Genomic DNA, 21,686 nt, shown 5'->3' with positions numbered 1-21,686 from the left:
CCTCAAGTCGAATGACTTGAGGCGGTCCCTTCGTTCCATCGAAGAGAAGGTTACAAGCGGAAGCGGGAGGAGGCGTCCTTCAGCTGCCGCGCCAGATCGGCAAGCGAGCGAGCCGACTGCTCCATCGTCTCCATGACGGCGAGCTGCTCCTGCGAGGCGTCGGAAATTTCCTGCGTCGCCGCGGCGGATTTGGAAGAGATGTCCGCGATCTCCTGGATCGACGCGGCGATTTCCTCGGAGCCGGCCGACATCTGCTCCGACGCGGCCGTCGTCTCCTCCACTTGGCCGAGCACGAGCCGCGCCGCGGCGTCGATCGTGCGGAACGACTCGCCCGTCCGGACGACGAGCTCGGCGCTCTCCTGCACCTCGCGCTCGCTCGCCGTCATCGACGCGACACAATACTGGATGTCGTCGCGAATCTTCTCGATCACCTGGCGAATGTCGTCGGTCGAGCGGTCGGACTGTTCGGCCAGCTTCTTGATCTCGCCGGCGACGACGCCGAAGCCGCGGCCGTGTTCTCCGGCGCGAGCGGCTTCGATGCTCGCGTTAAGCGAGAGCAGGTTCGTCAGGCGCGCGATGTCCGAGATCAGCTCCAAGATCGTCGCGATCTCCTCCGAGCGCCGTTCAAGCCCGTGGATCGTCGACGAAAGCTCGCGCACCGCGCCGACCGCCTTCTCGATCTGCCGCACGGCTCGTTCGACGGCTTCGACGCCGTTAGCGGCGGTAGACGTCGCTTGTACGGAAGAGTCGTACGCGACGGACGACGTCTCGGCGATGCGCTGGATGCCCGAGGTCATCTCCTCCATGGCGCGCGCGCTTTGCGCCGCGGCGGCGGACTGGGAGTCTACGCCGTGCGCGATATTGCGGATCGACAGCGCAACGCCGCGCGTCGCCTGCGCCGACTGACCGGCGGAAGCGGCCAGCCGATGAGAGGCGTCAAGGACGTTCGCAGCGCCGTTCGACACCTGCGACACGAGCGCCCGAAGATTGATCGCCATCGTGTTCGTATCCTCCGCGAGGAGGCCGGATTCGTCGCGCCGCTTCACGCGAAGCGGCGGGGCGTTCAGCTCGCCTTGGGCGATGCGGCGCAGCTGCGCGGAGACGAGCGAGATCGGGCTTGTTATGTAATAGGCGAACGCGACGGTCGCCGCGAGACCGACGACGAGCGCGACGGCGACGGTGACGGCGATCGCCTGCTCGATACGCTGTTGTCCTTCGTTAAAATCCTGAATATACGAGCCGGCGCTGACGATCCATCCCCAGTGAGGTTCTTTCTCCGCGTAGGTAATCTTCATCGCTTCCTCGGTTACGCCTTCGCCCGGCAGCGGCCAAGCATACTCGGTAAAGCCGCCGCCGTTCTGCGCCTTGGCGATCAAGTCTTGAATAAAGAAGAACCCGTCCGAAGATTGCTCCTCCCATAAGCTTTGCCCTTCGCGCTTCGGGTGGGCGACCGCCGTGCCGTCGTCGGCGAGCACGAAGAAGTACCCGTTCGCCCCGAGATCGAGGTTTGCGTTGATGGGCCGCGTACCGTCCGCTTGGCGGGTCCCGAGGAGCATGTCTTTCATCTGGGATTGCGCTTGTTCGAGCGGCAGCAACCCGGACTTCACTTGTTTGTCCAATAGTCCGATCGACTCGACGACGAGACGAACGTTGTTCTTCAGATTGTCTTCCATCAGGGCGTCCGTTTCCGTCATCGTGGTTTGGAAGGCGATCGTGCCTAACGATAGCGTGGGGACGGCCATGAGCAGAATGGAGACGATCAACAATTTCCAGCGAAGCGAAAAGCGGGGGCGTAAGGCTTGCATGCAACGGTTCTCTCCCTTAGGTTGGATACATTTTCCTAACAGTATAATAGATCGATAGGCCCGATAGAAGAGGGGGGATATGAATATTTTATTGCGTTAACAGTCCGACAAAAGGATTGACAGGCGATGGAAACGAATGCGAAAATGTACACGTGTACATTCAATCGTCGGGAGGGATGGCTTACGTCGAAACGCAAACAAGTGGCGGAGCTCGCCGGCGTATCCGAAGCTACCGTGTCTCGCGTCATGAGCGGCGTCGGCCCGATTCGCGAGGAGACGAAGCGCCGGGTTCTCGAAGCCGCGGACCGGCTCGGGTATACGCCCAGCGCGATCGCCCGCAGCTTCGTGACGCAGCGAAGCGGGAACGTCGGCGTGATGCTCCCGGTCGTGCCGAAGGTGCACCTGTTTTCCGCGTATTATTTTTCCGAAATATTATCCGGGATCGGCCATGCCGTAGAGAAGCGCGGATACCACCTTCTCCTGCAGTTCCGGCAAGCGGATGCGGCGCCCGACTATGAAAGCGCCTTCCGCATGCGCAAGGTCGACGGCTGCCTCATCCTCGGCGCCAAGTCGGACGTATCCGAAGCCCGCGCGCTGCGGAAGCTGCACGAGCGAGGCTGGCCGTTCTGCGTCGTCGGCCAGCGGTTCGACGAGCCGTACGACCAGGTCGACGCGGACCACAGGGAAGGCGGGCGACTCGTCGCCGAGCATCTGCTCGACTCCGGGCGAAAGCGCATCGCGCTCGTGAACGGGCCGGCGTCGTTCTCGAACAGCGTCGACCGGCGGGACGGCTTCGTCGAGCGGCTTCGTTCGGGCGGCGTCCGGTTCGACGAATCGCTCGAGTTCACGGGCAATTACAGCCGCAAGAGCGGGTATGCGTTAGCCGAGACTTTGTACGAGCGCAGGAAGGAATTCGATGCGGTGTTCGCAGCGAACGACCGGATGGCGATCGGCTTGATGCAGGGGTTGAAGGAGCGAGGCTTGCGGGCGGGAGCGGACTACGCCTTGGTCGGCTACGACGATTCGGACGCGTCCCGGACGACCGATCCGCCGCTCTCGACGGTGCATGTGCCCTTCTTCGAGATGGGCTTCCGCGCGGCCGAGCGTCTGCTCGACGCTATCGCGGGAGACGCGGAAGGGGCCGGGCCGAGCGCGCAGCGACTCGAGACGAGGTTTGTGACGCGGGAATCTTCCCGCTTGTCATAAAGGAATCATTTTTCCAGAGGAGGAATGCGTTGTGGGCGAAATTCGCGTAGGCATGATCGGGTATAAGTTTATGGGGAAGGCGCATAGTCACGCGTACCGGGATTTGCCGATGTTTTTCCCGGAGACGACGAAGCCGGTCATGGCCGCCTTGTGCGGCCGCGACGAAGCCGGCGTAAGCGCGGCGGCGAAGCAGTTCGGCTGGGACGGCTATACGACGGATTGGCGGGAGCTCGTGAAGCGGGACGATATCGACTTGATCGACATCAACGCGCCGAGCGACGCGCACAAGGACATCGCCATCGCGGCGGCGGCGGCCGGGAAGCATCTGTTTTGCGAGAAGCCGCTCGCGCTGACGCTGGCCGACTCCCGCGAGATGCTGCAGGCGGCGGAGCAAGCGGGCGTGAAGCATATGGTCGGCTTCAACTACCGGTTCGCGCCGGCGGTGCAGCTCGCGAAGAAGCTGGTGGACGAAGGCCGGCTCGGTCGCATCTTCCACTTCCGCGCGTGGTTTCTGCAGGATTGGATCATCGATCCGGACTTCCCGCTCGTCTGGCGGCTGCAGAAGGAAGTGGCCGGCTCGGGCTCGCATGGCGATCTCGGGGCGCACCTCATCGATCTCGCGCACTACCTCGTCGGCGATATGAACGAGGTGATCGGCATGAACGAGACGTTCATTAAGGAGCGCCCGATGCCGTCCTCGATGACGGGCCTCAGCGCGAAGGGCAGCAAGGACGCGCCGCGCGGCCCGGTCACCGTCGACGACGCGACGCTGTTCATGACGAAGTTCGCGAACGGCGCTCTCGGCAGCTTCGAAGCGACGCGCTTCGCTGCGGGACACCGCTGCACGAACTCGTTCGAGATCAACGGCAGCAAGGGCAGCGTCAAGTTCGACTTCGAGCGGATGAACGAGCTGCAGGTGTACTTCACGGACGATGCCGACGACGTGCAAGGCTTCCGCCGCGTCCTGGCGACGGATCCGTCCCATGCGTACGCCGCTGCGTGGTGGCCTCCGGGTCACACGATCGGTTACGAGCATACGTTCATCCACGAGGTGCACGAGCTGATGGAAGCGTTCCGCGAAAATCGCCAGCCGGTGCCGAACTTCCACGACGGCGTGAAGTGCCAGTCGGTGCTGGAAGCGGTAGACCGATCCATCGACGAACGTCGTTGGGTAGCGATCGAAGAGATGTAATCCGGCGTTCGGCGTTTTCGACAATACGGAGGAGGAACCATACCATGGGCACGAAGAAAGCGTTAATCGTCTGGGGCGGCTGGCTCGGACACCAACCGGAGGAAGTCGCAGGCTTGTATAAGGGGATTCTCGAGCCGGAGGGCTTCGAGGTCGAAGTGTCGGATACGCTCGACGCGTTCGCCGATCCAGAGAAGCTGAAGGCGCTCGACTTGATCGTGCCGAACTGGACGATGGGACAAATCGAGGGCAAGCTCGCGGGCAACGTGCTGGCGGCCGTTCAATCGGGCGTCGGCATCGCGGGCACGCACGGCGGCATGTGCGACGCGTTCCGGACGAACGTCGACTGGCAGTTCATGACGGGCGGCCAGTGGGTGGCGCATCCGGGCAACGACGGCGTGGAGTACACGGTCAACGTGAAGTACAGCTCTAGCCCGCTGCTCGAGGGCATCGAGGACTTCGAGGTGAAGAGCGAGCAATATTATATGCACGTCGATCCGGCGGTCGAGGTGCTCGCGACGACGCGGTTCCCGAATCCGAACGTGCCGGGGCCGCATTCGCCGAACAAGGCGGTCGATATGCCGGTCGTCTGGACGAAGCGTTGGGGCGCAGGGCGCGTGTTCTATTGCACGCTGGGGCATCAAGCGAACATTATCGCGATGCCGCAGGTGACGGAAATGATGCGCCGCGGCTTCCTGTGGGCCGCGGAAGGCAAGGCGAAGGCGACGGCCGCGGCGGCGGGATCGTATACCGGCATGCAGGACAACATTTTGTAAGAGGAGCCCTAGACGAGACATGACAAAGATTCGGGTAGGCATTATCGGAACCGGCAATATCAGCGGGATTTACTTTAAAAATTTGCAAGCGTTCGAAGGCGTCGAGGTCGTCGCCTGCGCTGATCTCGACATCGAGCGGGCGAAGGCGAAGGCGGCCGAGCACGGCGTGGCGAGAGGCTGCTCCGTCGACGAGCTGCTGGCGAGTCCGGACGTCGACCTCGTCGTCAACCTGACGATCCCGGCGGCGCACGCGGAGGTATGCATTCGCGCGCTGGAAGCCGGCAAGCACGTGTACGTCGAGAAGCCGCTCGCGGTGTCCCGCGAGGACGGTCGCCGCATCGTCGAGCTCGCGGCCGCCAAGGGGCTGCGAGCGGGCGCCGCGCCGGATACGTTCCTCGGCGCGGGCATTCAGACATGCAAGCGCCTGATCGACGAAGGCGCGATCGGCGAGCCGTTGTCGGCCGTCGCGTTCATGATGAGCCGCGGTCACGAGCATTGGCATCCGGCGCCGGAGTTTTATTATCAAGCCGGCGGCGGCCCGATGTTCGACATGGGTCCGTACTATTTGACGGCGCTCGTCGCGCTGCTCGGACCGATCGCGGAAATTTCCGGCATGACGCGCATCACGCATAAGGAGCGCACGATTCTGAGCGAGCCGAAGCGCGGCCAGACGATTCAAGTCGAGGTGCCGACGCACGTAACGGGGACGCTCCGCTTCTCGAGCGGCGCGATCGCGACGATGATCACGTCGTTCGACATTCCGGCGGGCAGCTCGCTGCGAAACATCGAAATCTACGGTACGAAGGGGACGCTCGCGGTGCCGGATCCGAATACGTTCGGCGGTCCGGTGCGGCTGCGCCGCTTCGGCGAGACCGAGTGGGAGGACGTTCCGGTTACGCTGCCGTACGACGGCAACTCCCGCGGCGTCGGCGTGCTCGATATGGCGAACGCGATCCGCGAGGGACGTCCGCATCGCGCGAACGACGCCCTCGCGTTCCACGTGCTCGAAGCGATGCACGGCTTCCACGACAGCAACGACCAGGGCACGGTGTACCGGATGAGCAGCTCCTGCGCATCCCCGGCGCCGCTGCATCCGTAACGAAGAGAACCCCGGCCGGGCCGGCGAGCGGATCGATTCCGCCGCCGGCTCGCGGCCGGGGTTTTTCTTTGGTTACCCTCCGGAGGCAAGTCCGTCGTCCCGCCCTTGTTCTTCCCTCGCTCTCGTCAGCGACAGCCGTAGCGCGAACATGACCGCGAAGCCGATCACAGTAAGGCCCGAGCAGAGCAGGTACAACGTATGCGGTCCGAGCCGCTCGTACAAGTAGCCGCCGAGCGACCCGGCGATCGCCATCGAAAGCGCCCCCTGCACGAGCGCGTACATCGTCTGGCCGCTGGCGCGGAACGACCGCTCGGTCAAGTACTCGACAAGCTGCGCGGCCGTGTAAATATAAAACCCGAACGACAAGCTGTGCATGCATTGAATGAGCACGATGTGCAGCGGGGTCGTCGCGAAGCCCATGAGCAGCCAGCGGACGACGTACATGACCGTGGCGAACAGCAGCAAGTTGAGCATCGAGCGGGCGTTCGGTTTGGACCAGCGGTCCAGCAGCAAGAACAGCGGCACCTCCAGCACCGCGGCCGCGAACATCGACCAGCCGATGCTCGAGGGCGTGCCGCCGAGCTCCTCGATGAACAGCGACAAATACAGCGCCGTTACCCCGTTCGGGATGAAGATAAGCAGGCTGGCCGCCAGGAACAACGCGAATCGCCCTTGCAGCAGCGAGCGGATCGTCTCGCGGAACGTAATCGTTCGCCGGGCGGACCGCCCCTTCGGAGGCGCGGGACGGTGCAGCAGCAGGCCGAACAGGATCGCGACCGCCATCGCGCCGCCGTACACCCAGCCGAGCTGCCAGATGCCGAGCGCTTCCATGATCGGGCCGGCGGCGAGCACGATGACCGCGTACCCGAGCGAACCCCAAATCCGGAAGCTGCCGAAGCGCAGCGGCGTGTTCTCGATCGTCTGGAACACCTGCGACGTGTTGATCGGGTTGATCGACGTATTAAAAAAGTAAAATAGCATCATCGCGGCGAACACCGCCCAGAACGGCCGGAAGTGGAACAGGAACTGGCTGGCCGCGAGCGAGCCGAGCATCAAAATCAGAAGCACCAGCTTTACGTTCTGCAGCCGGTCGCTGACGTATCCCCACACCGGATTGGCGAGCAAAGCGACGACCGGTCCGATCGTCAGCAGCCAGCCGATTTCCGCAGGCGTAAACCCGTAGTGCTGCAAGTACAACGGCAAATAAGGCAGAAACAAGGCCACCGGGCCGAACATGAAAAACATGAACGACCGCAGGCGAAAGTAAATCATCCGATCCGATTTCCAGACCGTACTCCATTTCGACATCAAGGCGCATCTACTCCAGCTGTAAAAAAAGGATACTACAGGTCTATCATATTTCGTTGCGGAAAGGAACCCTTTTTTACTGGAACGGCGCCGATGCATCGATGCCGAGCGGTCTGGCGCTGCCGAGCGCCGGCCGCCGGCTCATCGCATCGTTCGTCGACGCGCGATGCTCGGCAGCGTCGCCGCGGACGTCAAGCCGCTTACGGCGCCGTAACGCGAAGCCACACCGTCATCTCCCCGACGCCTCTGTTGCCCCATACCGCGTAGGGCACCGCCCGAAGCGCGACCGGCCGGATCTCGCGGCGGAACGGACGATACGGCTCGTCGTCCCAGCCGTCCGCGGCGTCGCGGAAGCCGTCGCCCTCGAGAACGACGACCCCGCCGAGCAGGTCGGGGTCGTACCGCGGCGTCCAGACCGCGCCTTCGCGGATCGACAGCGCCGACACCAGCGCGCCGTTGTCCGCTTCTTCGAAGCAGTACACGAGCGGACCGCGCTGCAGCGCGGCTTTGCCCGCGTTCGCCCGCACGTCCGGGCGAGCTTCCAGCAGCAGGACGGGCGTCGCGAGCGTCCATTCGACCGTATCCCCGCCCTGCCAAACGCGCTCGACGTAAGCATAGCCGTCGCGCGCTTCGTACGCGGCGGCGACGCCGTTCACGCGCAGCGCCGCGTCCCCGCCGCACCAGGACGGCACGCGCAGCGCCAACGCGAACCGCCGCTCCGGGGCTTCGGGCGACACGATGAAGCGGACGTCGCCCGTCCGCGGCAGCGATGCCGTCTGTTTGAGCGTCACGCGGCCGCCGCCGACCTCGAAGGACGCCTCGCTTCCGATGAATAGATGAACATGGACGGTGTCTTCCGTCGAAGAGTAAATGTATCGATCCAGCGAACCGAGTAGACGAGCGACGTTCGGCGGGCAGCAGGAGCAGCCGAACCATGGCTGACGGACCGGTTTTACGTGCCGCTTCCCGGGATTTCGCTCGCAAGCCTCCGGCCACACCTCGAGCGGGTTAACGTAGAAGTAATGCTTGCCGTCCAACGCCATGCTGCCGATGACCGTGTTGTACAGCGCCCGCTCCATCGCGTCGGCGTAAGCGGCGCGCGCTTCGAGGCGCAGCATGCTGGAAGCGAAGAAGATGAGCCCGATCGAGGCGCAGGTTTCAGCATAGGCGGTATCGTTCGGCAAGTCGTAGTCGAACGTGAACGCTTCGCCATGGTGCGTCGAGCCGATCGCGCCGGTCACGTACATCTGCTTCCGCGTCATGTTGTCCCAGAGCGTACGGCAAGCGGAAAGAAGCGACGCGTCCCCCGTCTCCCGCGCGACGTCCGCCATGGCGGCGTACATGTAGACCGCGCGCACCGCATGTCCCGTCGCGACCCGCTGCTCGCGTACGGGCAGATGCGCCTGGTGATATTCGGGATTCGGTTGACTGTGGTTGCCCTTCCAATAGGAGACGCGGCCTCGACGCTCCCATTCCTCCACGAGGAAATTCGGCGATCGCCCGCGCTCGTCGAGAAAGTACCGGCTGAGCCGGAGATATGTCTCGTTCCCCGTGACGCGATACAGCTTCGCGAGAGCGAGCTCGATTTCTTGATGCCCGTCGTAGCCGCGCCGCTTGCCTGCTTCGAGTCCGAACGTGCGGTCGATATGATCGGCGAGGCGGCAACACACGTCCAGCAGCCTTCGCTTGCCCGTCGCTTCGTAGTAGGCGACGCCCGCTTCGATGAGATGACCCGCGCAATACAGCTCGTGGCAATCGGTTAAGTTCGCGTACCGGTTCTCGGGTTCCTTGACGGTAAAGTACGTATTAATATAGCCGTCCGGCCGCTGCGCGCCGGCGATCAGATCGATCGCTTCTTCTGCCCATCGCTCAAGCGCGGCGTCCGGCGCTTCGGCCAGGGCATAGGCGACCCCTTCCAACCACTTATAGAGGTCGCTGTCTTGGAATACGAACCCGCCGAACGTCCCTTCGGCGAGTCCGGCCGCGATTCGGAAATTTCGGATCGCGTAGCTCGGCTCCGCGCCGGGCACCCGATCGTTCAGCGCCTCCCATTGATAAGGGAGCACCGTCTCTCTCACTAGCTTCCTATACTTCGACCAATAGACGTCTTGAATCGTGACCTTACTCGATTGCACCTGTTCCATCCGAACCCCTCCGCCGCGGTACATATTTTGGAAAACCTTTTGTCATCTTGCATTGTACCGTTTACGATAGAAGGGGAGAACGCATGCTTCTAACTTCTTTTTTATAAAATTTCACACAAAAAGGGATGGGGAATCGCGATGGAAGAGACGGCGTACGTTTCGGTGGAGGTGCCGCCGCTGCCTTATTTCTTGGAGTGCGGCCGCACCGCGTACGAGCCGGGGGAGCAGCACCCGGCCCGCAGCGGCTTCGCCGTCTTCGATCTGCTCGTCGTCGACGAAGGCGTCCTTTACATGGGCGAGGAGGGCCGGCATTGGAACGTAGAGCGAGGGCAGTCGCTCTTGCTGCTGCCCGGACGGCATCACTACCCGGTCAAACCGTGCGACGTTCGGACGTCGTTCTACTGGATTCACTTCGACGCGCCAGGCGCATACGTCGAAATTCGGAACGGGAACATCGCTTGGGAGGACCCGCGCCGCGCGCACAAACCCGGCTGGCACGATTGGTTCGCCCCGCGCGCGCTGCGCCTTTCGAAGAGCGGCCCGGTCCCGCTGCCGGAGGAGACGTTCCGGGCGCTCAAGGAGCTGTACGACGCCTCCGCTCAGGGACGATACGTGTCGTTCTGGAACGATCAACGGCGGTTCCACGACTTGCTGCGGTTGCTGGAGCTCGGGCGGCCGCCCGAGACCGGCGCGAACGTGTGGCGGGTGGCGGAACGCATCGAAGCTTATATCAAACGCCATTATGCGGAGGACGTTACGAACGGGACGCTCGCCGAAGCGCTGCATTTCCATCCGAATTACTTGCTGCGCTGCATGAAGGAGACGTTCGGGTGCACGCCGCTCGCCTACCTGCAGCGCTATCGAATCGAACAGGCGAAGCTGCTGCTCGCGACGACCGATCTTCGCATCGCGGAAGTAGCCGAACGGGTCGGGTATGCGTACGCGCCGTATTTTACGAATAACTTCAAACGGGAGACGGGAGAGACGCCGATCCGGTTCCGAAGCCGCTTCCGCGAGCGGGGGCGCGTGTAGCGCGAGCAGCATGCATGGAATGGCTCCCGTTCCAAAATTCGGCCGTTCCCAGAAAGGCGAGCGAGCGGTACGCTTAGATGAGAGCATAATTTCTAGCGCTTGTCGGCAAGGAGGGGATCGCTATATGGAGACGACTCGGTTTTACGATCGACTCCCGCAAGACGTGCAGACTTTCGTCGACCGTCAATACCGTGACGCGTACGCCTTGGTCGACGCCTGCCGCAACCCGCGCACCGGGTTGTACGGCGACGCGTACATGACGATGGGCGTCAACCCGGAGTCGCGTTGCTCCATCGCGGCGACCGGCGTCGGGCTGATCGCGTTGTGCGTCGCCGATTTGGAGGGATGGGACGACGAGGCGATGGCGAAGGCGATCGTCACGCTGTGCGGCGCGACGGGCCGCGTCGAAGGCTGCCGTCCGGCGAGGGACGCGGCGACCGGATTTTTCGCGCACTTCGTCGATATGGAGACCGGCGAAAATTTGCATTCCGAAATCTCGACCATCGATACGTCGCTGCTCGTGGCCGGAGCGTTGTTCGCCGGGCGGCATTTCCAAGACCGGACGCCGGTCATCGCCGAGATGGCGGACGCGCTGCTGCGGTCGATCGACTGGCGCGTCGTCGTCGCCGATAAGCACGCTGGAGCGATCCATATGATCGTGAGGAACGGTCGCGGTACGGCGCCGCTTCCGGCGTTTAACGAGTACGTGCTCGTCTCGTACCTCGCGCTGCTCGGCCGGCCGGACGACGCGGACATTCGAGAGCTGTGGGAGCGCAGCTTCGCCGAGCACCGCATCCCTGAGCTGCCGCAAGCGCGTTACCGCGACATTCCGGTCTTGACGGACGCGACGAGGGAAGGCGCGTTCCTATCGTCGTTCGTGCATCAATTCCCTTTCTACTTGGTAGGAGATTACGCGAAGAGCCCGAAGTATCGACAATTTTTCGAAAATGCTTGCATGGCCGACCGGTTGAAGTGGAAGGAAGCCGTCGACGTTCCTTCGTACGTGTGGGGGTACGGGGCCGGGGCGAACGACGGGCTGTACCCGACGTATCATGCGGACAAAATCAACGACGCGCCGGGCGACATCGCGTCGGCTTATATCGTCGCTGGATTTCTGCCGGTGTATCCGGCGGGCGTCTTCGACTTGTATGCGCTGTATAAGCTTCATATCCCGTACGACCGGTACGCGAACCCCGAACGACCGGAGGACGAAGCCGACTTCCGGGCGGCTTACAAGTACGGACTGCATCGGTATTCGTGGCGGCATCTGGAGCTGCCGAACCGGTGGTATCCGGAGAAGGTGACCGTGATCGATTGGAGCTCCATGCTATACGGGTTCGCCGCGTTTAAGCGAGGGATGGCGTTCTTCGCGGAGCGGCTGCCGGAAGCGGCTTCGATCGTCGCCGGCTTCGACGACGAGATGGCGGGGTAAGCCGGCCGACGCTCCCGAACGCGACTTCGCGCGGGCGGCGGCCCCGACTTAGGTCGCTTGCCTTTTCCAGTGCGAGGGCGTTATCATTATCCGGTCAAGCCTCGTACATAAGGAAGGAGCAATGGAGAATCAATGGACTTTTTTACGATTTTAAAAGCGATCATTCTCGGACTGGTCGAAGGGATGACGGAATTCGCGCCCGTCTCGTCCACCGGACATATGGTGATCGTCGACGACTTGTGGCTTCGCTCCGACGAGTTTCTGGGTAAATACGCGGCGAACACGTTCAAGGTCGTCATCCAGCTCGGCTCGATCTTGGCCGTCGTCGTCATGTTCCGCAATCGGTTCATCGACCTGCTCGGGCTCCGGCGGTTCGTCGGAGGGAAGGCGGCGTCCTCCGCGCCGGCCGGCGAGCGACTGAAGCTGGCGCAGGTGATCGTCGGCTTGATCCCGGCGGGCGTACTCGGCGTATTGACCGAGGATTACATCGACGAGCACTTGTTCAGCGCGGAGACGGTGCTCATCGGCCTCGTGCTCGGCGCCGTGCTCATGATTATCGCCGACCGCTTCCGTCCGAAACGGCCGAAGACGGAGACGCTCGACCAAATCACCTACAAGCAGGCGCTCATCGTCGGCTTGATCCAATGCTTTTCGCTCTGGCCGGGCTTCTCCCGGTCGGGCGCGACGATCTCCGGCGGCGTGCTGATCGGCATGAATCATCGAACGGCGGCCGACTTCACGTTCATCATGGCGGTGCCGATCATGGCCGGCGCGAGCCTCATCTCGCTCGTGAAGAACCTCGAATATTTCACGGTCGACGCGATCCCGTTCTTCATCGCAGGCTTCGTAAGCGCGTTCGTCTTCGCCATGATTTCGATTCGCTTCTTCTTGAAGCTCATCAACCGCGTCAAGCTCGTGCCGTTCGCGATTTATCGGCTCGTGCTGGCGGCCGTCATCTATTTCGTGTTTTTCTTCTAAGCTTCGTCTTCGGGAACGAAGAAGCCGCCTCGTCCATTGCGACGGGGCGGCTTTTATTCTGAACGGCCGGCTCGACCGCTTCGCGCGAACGAAAGAAGCCTCCCGCGGCGATTGCGGGAGGCGATTCGGCTTTCAGCAGGAACGGCTGTACGCCGCCAACGGCCCTTCGTACACGGGACGAAGCCCCTGCGCCGCCATGAAATCGTGAGGGGCCGTCGCGTTCGGCGGCTTCTTCAGCAAGTCGATCCCGCCGTTTCGCAGCACCGTCGCCACGAACTCCGAGCAGAAATACGAATTCCGATTGCGGAACTCGCAAGGAAACAAGAAATTAAGCAATCCGAGAAAATTATACCCGTATCGGTCGGCCTCGCTTTCGAAACGCCGGATTTCCCGGACGACCCGCTCATATCGTTCGTCGTCGAGACGGAGCTCGTAGACGACGCAGGTCGTTCGCTTCAGCACCACGTAGATGCCGCCGTCCCGCCGCTCCCTTACGAATCCCGCGTTCCACGGCAGCCGCAAGCTCTTGCGGCCGAAGCTGTAGATGTCCCCGAGCTCTCCGTCCAGCGCGATCGACGCATGGTTGTAGGGCGCTTTCGTGAACCGCTTGATCATCCGCGTGAACAACGTGCCCGTGTCCGTTAATACGATGTATACCGCCTTCATTGCCGTTCCTCCAACCGATTAAATCTGTTGTACTCATTGTATGAGGTTGGAGCGAACGAATCTAGGGCTTTGCGATGGGAACCGAAGCCCGACTTAAGTCTGGGTTTCCAAGCAGGCCGCGCGTGCTTCCCGGTCGGACAGCTTGCCTAGAATCGTCGCGGCGAACAAGATCATGCCGAGACCGACGGCAAGGAACACGCCGCCGACGCCGATCCAGGACGCGAGCGCGGCGCCGAGCAGCGGAGCGACGAGCATGGAGCCCGTCTGGAGCGCGTTCGCCAGCGCCGACACCGGCGCGATCGTCGCATCGGTCGTCTCCGTCTGGAGTACGTAGCCGTACGGCACCGCGTCGAACCCGCCGAGGAAGCCCAGGACGACGAACACGGCGCACCACAGCCACAGCGACGCCGGCAGCCAGCCGAACGCGCCGATGCCGACGACGGCGATGAACGCGCCGGAGACGATGCCGAGCCGGCTCATCAGCTTCAGCGGATACGCCTTCCAGAACGTCCACCTCCCGGCGGCGAGCGAGCCGAGCACGCTGCCGATCCCCACGCCGCTCATAAGCACGCCGAGCGACGCTTCCCCGAGCCCGAGCCGCTCGGTGAACAAGACGAACAGCGCATCGTACAAGAAGACGAAGAACATCCATACCGACAGGTACATAATCGCGTACAGCAGCGCGGGCCGTCCCCGCACGTACTTCAGCGCGTCCTTCATGTCGTCCTTGAACCGCGTCTTCGCCCGTTCGGCGGCCTCGCCGATCAGCCGCGGGAGCCCCGCCAGAATGACCGCGGACAGGAGATACAGCCCCGCGCCCAGCCAAAACGGGGAGAAGGCGCCCCATAGGGCGATGCAGACGCCGCCGACCATCGGCGCGATAATTTTCGTCCCGTTCACCAGGACTTGGCTAAGCGAGCTCGCCTCGGCGATACGGTCCTCGGGCACGAGGCGCTTAATGGACGCTTGCCGGACCGGATCGAATACGGAGGAGGCGCACATCTTGATAAACACGAGGGCGAAGAGCGCGGGCAGCGACTCCGTCCACAGCATGGAGATCACGGCCGCGAATCGAAGGACGTCGCAGAAGACGAGTACCGCTCGCGCGTCGAGGCGCCCGATTTTCAAGCTGACGAACGGGCCGACGGCGACGTAGGGAAGGCCGATGCAAACCGAAAGCAAGGCGAGCTCGAGCGCGCCGTGCCCCCAGACGTACACGACGACCGTGCTTAACGCCAGAAAATCGGACCAATTGGCGAAGTCGGACAGCGCTTGCCCCGCGAACAACCGACGGAAGCCGGGCAGGCGAAGGGGGGACCATAAGGTAGACATGAAAAAAACCTCCTGAGTTCTATCTCTGTACGCGTATCGTATCGCGCGAATGTCAGAGAAAGATCAGAAGGCTTTCGCGTATCGAAAATTTACAGCAGCTTTCGAAGCTCCGCCTCGATCGCCGGAAGAACGTCGAGCATCTCCGTGTCCGACAGCAGCCGCTCCCACTCGGGGCGGTATCGATTCGCGAGAGAGGGCTTGCCTTCGGCTGCCGCGTACCGCAGAACGGCGTCGAGCGCGCCGGCCAGATGCGGAACGAAACGCGTGCGGCGCAGCGTGGCGAGCCCGTCGTCGATGCGTTCGAGGCCGGCCTCGGGCCGTTCGCGATACAGCGCAAGGCCCGAAAGCACCGCGAATCGACCTTCTTCCCGCTGGAACGGGTATTTCCGCATCAATTGCTCGATCCGTTCGATCTCGCGCTCCGCTTCGTCCCAACGCTTGCGAAAGATACACGACTCCAACCGAAGGTTCGCGAGATACGGCACCAAATTTCCATACTCTCCGTCCAGCGCCTCCGGCCACAGCTTCTCGAGCTTCGCCGCCGCGGCGTCCGTCTCGCCCCAGTCCATGAGCATAAAGATGATATTGTACAGCTCCACTTCAGTATGCCAGATGTCCGGCATGACGCGTTGCCGCAGCGCCGCTTCGACATAGGGCCTGCTTTCCCGAGGTTTCATGAGGTGGAACAAGTGCAGCAGGAAGAAGACGCGGTCTCCGAACGGCATGCGGTCTTCGACGAATTCGCGGAACCGCCCTTCCAGGAACGGAACGAACGACCGCAGCGGCGCGTCGAGCTCGAAGCCGAACACGTCGGGGCGAGTCGCCAGCGCCAGCAGCGCGTCTCCGTTCCCGTAGAGCAAGTTCGTATCGAGCAGCTCGCGCATCCGCTCGGCATGGACCGGGTCCGCGAGCAGCGGGTTCGCGCGGCGTTCGGCGGGCGCCGCCTTCGCCTCTAACCGGTATCCGGCGCCGCGGACCGTGCGGATTGCGTACGCATCCCGCCAAGCCGCGAGCTTCCTGCGCAGCCGATAGACGTGATCGTCCACCGTCCGGTCGATCGGCGATTCGAGCGCCCATACCGCGTCGAGCAGCTGCTCCCGCGACAGCGTCTTGCCGACGTGACGATGAAGCGTCTCCAGCAATTGAAATTCTTTCGGCAGCAGTCGTACGGCTTCTCCCAGGCAGGTCGCCGTCCAGGTGCCGCGATCGAGCTCGATCGGGTGCATCGTGATTGTCCTCTCCGTCTCATCCAAGGCATGCGATGTCGATATTATATCAGGCGGAGGGACATGTTCGCATGCTTTTCCGATTCGTGAATACAATGAAGTATTCTGGAACGGAGAGGTGCGCATGGCACAGCAATCATTCATACGCGGAACGTTCGTCTTGTCGGCCGCCGCTTTCGTCAATCGGATTCTCGGATTCGTCAGCGGCATGTTTCTCGCGCGAATTCTGGGGGCGGAAGGGATCGGGCTGCTCATGATGGCGCATCCGCTCGTGCCGCTCGTCATCACGGTCACGGAGCTCGGGCTGCCGGTGGCGATTTCCAAATTCGTCGCGGAGGCGGACGTGAAAGGCGATCGGACGAAAATCAAGCGAATTTTGTTCATATCGGTGCTCGTCACGGGGACGCTCAGCGTCATCTTGACGGGCGTCTCCTTGCTCGGCGCGGAGTGGATCGCGTCGCTCCTGCTGACCGATCAGCGAGCCTACTACGCGATGCTCGCGATCACGCCGATCGCGCCGATCGTCGCCGTCTCCGCCGTGCTGAAGGGGTATTTCCGCGGGAAACAGCGGATGACCACGATCGCCTTCTCCGACATCTTGGACAACACGGTGCAGCTTGCCTGCGTCTTGGCGCTCGTCCATATTTTGATGCCGTACGGCATCGCTTACGCGGCGGCCGGCGCGATGCTGGCTTCGGTCGCGGGCGAAGCGACGCAGCTGCTCTTCCTGTCCGCGAGCTACAAGGCGTTCCGGGAGAAGGGAGTCGTCAGGGAATCGTTCGCGGATCGTCTCCGGCACGGCAAGAGCACGCTGCGCGAGCTGCTGCAGATGGGGCTGCCGACGACCGGTCACGGCGTCATTCATTCCATCTACGGCGCGTTCCAGCCGATGCTCATCACCAAGAGCCTTGCGCTCGCCGGCATCGGCACCGCGCTCGCGACCCAGCAGTTCGGGATGCTGGCGGGGTATGCGTTCCCGCTGCTGTTCTTGCCGAGCTTCGTGACGCATTCGCTGTCGACGGCGCTCATCCCGGCGATCAGCGAGGCGAACGCGAACAAGAACGGACTGCTCATGCACGAGAGGATGGATCAGGCGATGCGGCTCGCTCTCTTGATCGGAGCGCCGAGCACGGTCATCTTGTTCGAGTGGGCGACGCCGCTCACCACGTTGATTTACAACTCTCCGGAAGCGGGGCCGCTGTTGAAAATTCTTGCGCCGATGTTCTTCCTGCATTATTTCGACGCGCCGCTGCACGCGATCTTGCTCGGTCTCGGCAAGGCGAACGCGTCTATGTGGAATTACATCGTGGCCACGGCGTTCAAGGCGCTGGCGTTGTTCGTGCTCGGCAGCGAGTTCGGCATCGTCGGCATCGCGTACGGTCTCGGCATCGGCATGATTATTTTGACGGGGTTGAACTTCATGTCGATTTCGAGCGTGATCGGATTTTACATGGACATTCGCAAATACGTGAAGGTCGGCATCTGCATGGTGCTGATGGGGATTACCGGCCAGCTGCTGTATGCGAGCTTGATCGAGTCGGGTTTTACGATGCTATGGGCGATGGTCGGCTCGATGGCTGCGGCGCTCGCCGTTTACTTCGGTGCGCTGGCGCTCAGCGACACCATCGGACCCCGGCAAATTCGCAACTTGGCGCTGACGATCGGCGCGCGGATGCGGTAACGTTCATGAAACGGACGAAGAAAAGGCATCCTAACTGTAAATTTACAGTATAGGATGCCTTTGCGTTGCAGGAATTGGCGATTACGCGCCGCGCGACGGGAGCTGCGCGCGCCGCTGCACGAGACGCAGCCGGATCGCGAAGCCGACCGCCGCGAAGGTGAGGCCGGCGGTGATGCCGATCCAAAAGCCGTACGGGCCGAGCGCTGTCCAAGACAAGGCGTAGCCGGCCGGAATGCCGATGATCCAATAGGCGATCAAGGCGGTGACGAACGGCACGGTGACGTCCTTGTACCCGCGGAGCGCTCCTTGCAGCGACGCTTGGGACGCGTCGGACAGCTGGAAGAAAATCGCGTAGATGAGGAAATGCTTAGTCATCGCGGCGACTTCGGGCGCTTCCGTAAACCAGGAGGCAATGAAGCCCCGGTTGAAATACACGACGACCGCCATGGCGGCGACGACGCTGACGGCGGCGGCTACGCCGATGATGCTGTACTGCCTCGCGTCGGCGGTCCGGCCGGCGCCGATCTCGTAGCCGACCATGATGGTGAGCGCCATTGAGATGCTGAGCGGCATCATGAACAAGAGGGCCGAGAAGCTGATCGCCGCCTGATGCGAAGCGATCGTCACCGTATCGAACGACGTGCCCATGAGCAGGGTCACGACCGAGAAGATGCTCGCCTCGAAGAAGATGGACAATCCGATCGGAACGCCGATCGCAAGCAGTTCCTTGAAGGCGCGCAGGGAAGGCTTCGGCCAGCGGCGGAACAATCCTTGCGCCCGAGGCGCTTCCAAGCGGAAGCATAGCGCGCCGCTGATCAGGAAGATGAGCCAATACGTCGCGGCGGTGGCATAGCCGGCGCCGACGCCGCCCATCGCGGGAAAGCCGAGCTTGCCGAAGATGAGCACGTAATTCAGTACGATATTGCACGGCACGGCGAACAGCACGATCGCCATCGTGATGCGCGTATACCCTTGCGCGTCGAAGTAATTCCGGATGACGCCCGACAGGAACAACGGCAGTATGCCGTAGGACAAGGCGACCAAATACCGCTTCGCGATGTCGTGCACGTCGGCGTCGAGCTTCATGATCGATAGGATCGGGTCGAGGGCGAGCGCGCCGGCGACGTAGACGAACGCGGCGATGATGGCCGACATGTAGAACGCCTGCGTCACCGACGGCGCGATGCGCTCGATTCGGCCTGCGCCGACGAGCTGGGAGACGGTCGGGGTGACCGCGATCAGCACGCCCGTTAGAGCGACGTACGCGGGCATCCAAAGGCTCGAGCCGATGGCGACGCCCGCCAGGTCGGCGGTGCCGGCGCGGCCGGACATGATCGTATCGAATAAGGTCATAGCGTTGTAGCCGACCTGCGTGACGAGGATCGGCCACATGATCGTTAGGAATAAGCGCAGTTTGTCTTTGGCGGATTTCGCGTGATACATGAGATTCCGTTCCCTTCGATTGATATGGACAGGCGAATCCTGCGGACGTACCGCTTTCCCGCCGGACCTGACCGAACGCGAAGGACCGGCAGTCGCGGAAGCGCCTGCCGGTCTTCGTGTTCGAACCTATATCATACAACAGGTTTACTTCAATTTCCATGCCATGTCGCTGAGGCGCAGCTCAGCGTCCTCATGTTTGGAAAAAGTTATTAATGAAGCGCCGCGTTGCGGATCGCCTTCAGCCGCTTCATGACGTCGTTCGCGCCGCGGCCGAAATAGTCGTGCAAGGCGTTGTATTCTTGGTACAGCTTCTCGTAGACGGCGACGTTCTCCGGGATCGGCTGGAACGTCTCCTCGCGCACGCGGGCCATTCTCTTCGCGGCGTCGACGATATTGTCGTAGCCGCCGTTCGCGGCGCCCGCCGCCACGGCGCCGAACATCGCAGCGCCGAGCGCCGGCGTTTGCTTCGAATCCGCGATTTTGATTTCGCGGTTCGTCACGTCGGCGTAGATTTGCATCAACAGCCGGTTTTTCTGCGGCAGACCCCCGCACGCGTACAGTTCGTCGACCGGGACGCCGTTCGAATGGAATGCCTCGACGATCTTCCGCGTACCGAACGCGGTCGCTTCGAGCAAAGCGCGATACATCTCTTCGGGCTTCGTCGAGAGCGTCATGCCGAGGAACAGGCCGCTCAGTTCGGTATCGACGAGCACCGATCGGTTGCCGTTCCACCAGTCGAGGGCGACGAGGCCCGTCTCGCCGGGCTTGTATGCGGAAGCCTTCCGCTCGAGATAGGCGTGAATGTTTTCGCCTTCCGCCTTCGCGGCTTCGTACGCATATGCCGGAACGCTACTGTCGACGAACCAGGCGAAGATGTCGCCGACGGCGGATTGTCCGGCCTCGTAACCCAGGTAGCCCGGAATGATGCCGTCTTCGACGACGCCGCACATGCCTTCGACCTCGCGTTCTTCGGTGCCGAGCAGCATATGGCAGATCGACGTGCCCATCGCCATGACGAGCTTGCCCGGCGCGACGACGCCGACGCCCGGAACGGCCGCGTGCGCGTCCACGTTGCCGACGGCGACGGCGATGCCGGCCGGAAGGCCCATCGCCGCGGCCATGCTTTCCGTCAGCTCGCCGGCCTTCGTGCCGAGCGGCACGACGTCGCCGCGCAGCTTCGTCTCGGCGATGGATTCGAGGCGGGGATCGAGCGCTTTGAAAAATTCCTTGCTCGGGTATCCTTCCTTCTTATGCCAGATCGCCTTGTAGCCGGCCGTGCAGCTATTGCGCGCGAAGCTGCCGGTCATTTGGTTGACGACCCAGTCGGCGGCTTCCATGAATCGGTCGGCGCGGTCGTAAATGTCCGGCGCCTCGTCGAGAATTTGCCAAGCTTTCGCGATCATCCATTCGGACGAAATTTTGCCGCCGTAGCGCGGCAGGAACGCTTCGCCTCGCTGCGCGGCGATCGCGTTGATTTTGTTGGCTTCGTCCTGCGCGGCGTGATGCTTCCATAGCTTGACCCAGCTGTGTGGATCCGCTTTCAACTCCGGCTTGAAGCAGAGCGGCTCGCCGGAAGCGTCCACCGGCAGCATCGTGCATGCCGTGAAGTCGATGCCGAGGCCGATGACGTCGGTAGGGTCGACGCCGGAAGCCTGCACGACGGCCGGCACCGAGCGCTTCAACACATCAAGGTAGTCGTTCGGATGCTGCAGCGCCCATTCGCGGCCGAGGCGGACGCCGGATTCCGGCAGCGCCTCGTCGATGACGCCGTACGGGTATGGCGTCACGTGGTCGGCGATCTCCGCGCCGTCGCTCAAGTCGACCAATACGGCACGCCCGGATTCGGTGCCGTAGTCGACGCCGATCGCATACTTTTTGGAACTCATCTGTGGTTAACCCCTTTCGGCGGTGGATTGTCCATAATAGGCGTTCGCCCCGTGTTTCCGAAGGAAATGCTTATCGAGCAGCGCTTGATCCATCGGCTGCGCCGCCGGGTTGAGGGCGTACGTGTGAAGCGCCATCTTCGCGCATTCCTCCAGCACGACCGCATTGTGAACCGCGTCGTGCGGATCGTTGAACGGCGCCTGGTTGTAGACGAGCACGCCGGGAATATGCATCGGGTCGGTGTCGCGGAACGTCTCGACGATGACGTTGCCCGTCTCGCGTTCGTATCCGTTCCGAATTTCCGCTTCGGTCATCGGGCGGGTGCAAGGGATCGCGCCGTACTAATAGTCGGCATGCGTCGTGCTGAGCGGCGGTAAGCGACCTTCGGCCTGCGCCCAACTCGTCGCCCAAGGCGCGTGCGGATGCACGATGCCCCCGATGCGAGTGAACGCTTGGTACAACACGAGGTGAGTGACACGACTGGC

16 protein-coding genes and 1 pseudogene are annotated in these 21,686 nt (G+C 62.6%); 8 read left to right on the top strand and 9 right to left on the bottom strand.

Annotated elements, in window-relative coordinates; translation table 11 throughout:
- Nucleotides 1-50 precede the first annotated feature (50 nt).
- Nucleotides 51-1,805, bottom strand: coding sequence for a methyl-accepting chemotaxis protein (locus RIN49_RS04075; protein WP_309118875.1), 1,755 nt, complete (start codon nt 1,803-1,805; stop codon nt 51-53).
- 126 nt (nt 1,806-1,931) lie between these two features.
- Between RIN49_RS04075 and RIN49_RS04070 the strand changes: the two genes are divergently transcribed.
- The 4 genes from RIN49_RS04070 to RIN49_RS04055 are packed head-to-tail and all read left to right on the top strand — an operon-like array spanning nt 1,932 to nt 6,075.
- Entirely contained in the window at nt 1,932-3,011 is a 1,080-nt protein-coding gene (locus tag RIN49_RS04070) for a LacI family DNA-binding transcriptional regulator (protein WP_309118874.1), read from the top strand.
- Between the two features lie 31 nt (nt 3,012-3,042).
- Nucleotides 3,043-4,203, top strand: a complete 1,161-nt coding sequence (locus RIN49_RS04065) for a Gfo/Idh/MocA family protein (RefSeq protein ID WP_309118873.1) — start codon at nt 3,043-3,045, stop codon at nt 4,201-4,203.
- A 44-nt stretch (nt 4,204-4,247) separates the two neighbouring features.
- A complete protein-coding gene (locus RIN49_RS04060; protein ID WP_309118872.1) occupies nt 4,248-4,976 on the top strand; it encodes a ThuA domain-containing protein in 729 nt (242 codons plus the stop codon).
- Between the two features lie 19 nt (nt 4,977-4,995).
- Entirely contained in the window at nt 4,996-6,075 is a 1,080-nt protein-coding gene (locus tag RIN49_RS04055) for a Gfo/Idh/MocA family protein (RefSeq protein WP_309118871.1), read from the top strand.
- Between the two features lie 72 nt (nt 6,076-6,147).
- Here RIN49_RS04055 and RIN49_RS04050 read toward each other — a convergent pair whose 3' ends face one another.
- Together RIN49_RS04050 and RIN49_RS04045 are read right to left on the bottom strand one after the other, a co-directional pair.
- Nucleotides 6,148-7,383 (bottom strand): MFS transporter, encoded by a 1,236-nt coding sequence (locus RIN49_RS04050; protein WP_309118870.1) that lies wholly within the window; start codon nt 7,381-7,383, stop codon nt 6,148-6,150.
- 200 nt (nt 7,384-7,583) lie between these two features.
- On the bottom strand, nt 7,584-9,527 hold the full coding sequence (locus tag RIN49_RS04045; RefSeq protein ID WP_309118869.1) for a glycoside hydrolase family 127 protein: 1,944 nt from the start codon (nt 9,525-9,527) through the stop codon (nt 7,584-7,586).
- 138 nt (nt 9,528-9,665) lie between these two features.
- Between RIN49_RS04045 and RIN49_RS04040 the strand changes: the two genes are divergently transcribed.
- The 3 genes from RIN49_RS04040 to RIN49_RS04030 all read left to right on the top strand — a co-directional run bounded on the left by RIN49_RS04040 (nt 9,666) and on the right by RIN49_RS04030 (nt 12,969).
- Entirely contained in the window at nt 9,666-10,559 is an 894-nt protein-coding gene (locus RIN49_RS04040) for a helix-turn-helix transcriptional regulator (RefSeq protein WP_309118868.1), read from the top strand.
- Nucleotides 10,560-10,683: 124 nt separating this feature from the next.
- Nucleotides 10,684-11,991: a hypothetical protein gene (locus tag RIN49_RS04035; RefSeq protein ID WP_309118867.1), complete on the top strand. Its 1,308-nt coding sequence runs from the start codon at nt 10,684-10,686 to the stop codon at nt 11,989-11,991.
- 132 nt (nt 11,992-12,123) lie between these two features.
- Nucleotides 12,124-12,969: an undecaprenyl-diphosphate phosphatase gene (locus RIN49_RS04030; protein WP_309118866.1), complete on the top strand. Its 846-nt coding sequence runs from the start codon at nt 12,124-12,126 to the stop codon at nt 12,967-12,969.
- Between the two features lie 132 nt (nt 12,970-13,101).
- On the opposite strand, the gene RIN49_RS04025 is transcribed toward RIN49_RS04030, so the two are convergent.
- The 3 genes from RIN49_RS04025 to RIN49_RS04015 form a co-directional block, all read right to left on the bottom strand.
- On the bottom strand, nt 13,102-13,635 hold the full coding sequence (locus RIN49_RS04025) for a hypothetical protein (RefSeq protein ID WP_309118865.1): 534 nt from the start codon (nt 13,633-13,635) through the stop codon (nt 13,102-13,104).
- A gap of 93 nt (nt 13,636-13,728) precedes the next feature.
- Nucleotides 13,729-14,967 carry an MFS transporter gene (locus tag RIN49_RS04020; protein ID WP_309118864.1) on the bottom strand — a complete coding sequence of 413 codons (1,239 nt, stop codon included), beginning with the start codon at nt 14,965-14,967 and terminating at the stop codon, nt 13,729-13,731.
- 89 nt (nt 14,968-15,056) lie between these two features.
- Nucleotides 15,057-16,193: a winged helix-turn-helix domain-containing protein gene (locus RIN49_RS04015; protein ID WP_309118863.1), complete on the bottom strand. Its 1,137-nt coding sequence runs from the start codon at nt 16,191-16,193 to the stop codon at nt 15,057-15,059.
- Between the two features lie 124 nt (nt 16,194-16,317).
- On the opposite strand from RIN49_RS04015, the gene spoVB reads away from it, so the two are divergent.
- On the top strand, nt 16,318-17,874 hold the full coding sequence (spoVB, locus tag RIN49_RS04010) for a stage V sporulation protein B (protein WP_309118862.1): 1,557 nt from the start codon (nt 16,318-16,320) through the stop codon (nt 17,872-17,874).
- Nucleotides 17,875-17,955: 81 nt separating this feature from the next.
- Here spoVB and RIN49_RS04005 read toward each other — a convergent pair whose 3' ends face one another.
- From RIN49_RS04005 to RIN49_RS03995, 3 genes and pseudogenes are all read right to left on the bottom strand, one after another.
- Nucleotides 17,956-19,317, bottom strand: coding sequence for an MATE family efflux transporter (locus RIN49_RS04005; RefSeq protein ID WP_309118861.1), 1,362 nt, complete (start codon nt 19,315-19,317; stop codon nt 17,956-17,958).
- A 209-nt stretch (nt 19,318-19,526) separates the two neighbouring features.
- Nucleotides 19,527-21,203, bottom strand: a complete 1,677-nt coding sequence (locus RIN49_RS04000) for a ribulokinase (protein WP_309118860.1) — start codon at nt 21,201-21,203, stop codon at nt 19,527-19,529.
- A gap of 6 nt (nt 21,204-21,209) precedes the next feature.
- Nucleotides 21,210-21,674: pseudogene (locus RIN49_RS03995) on the bottom strand (class II aldolase/adducin family protein); the annotation flags it as partial.
- Nucleotides 21,675-21,686: the final 12 nt, after the last annotated feature.

The organism is Paenibacillus sp., from assembly GCF_031177825.1.
Classification (GTDB): domain Bacteria; phylum Bacillota; class Bacilli; order Paenibacillales; family YIM-B00363; genus Paenibacillus_AE.
The sequence above is the reverse complement of the archived record's forward strand: the minus strand, read 5'-3'. Positions and strand labels throughout refer to the sequence as shown.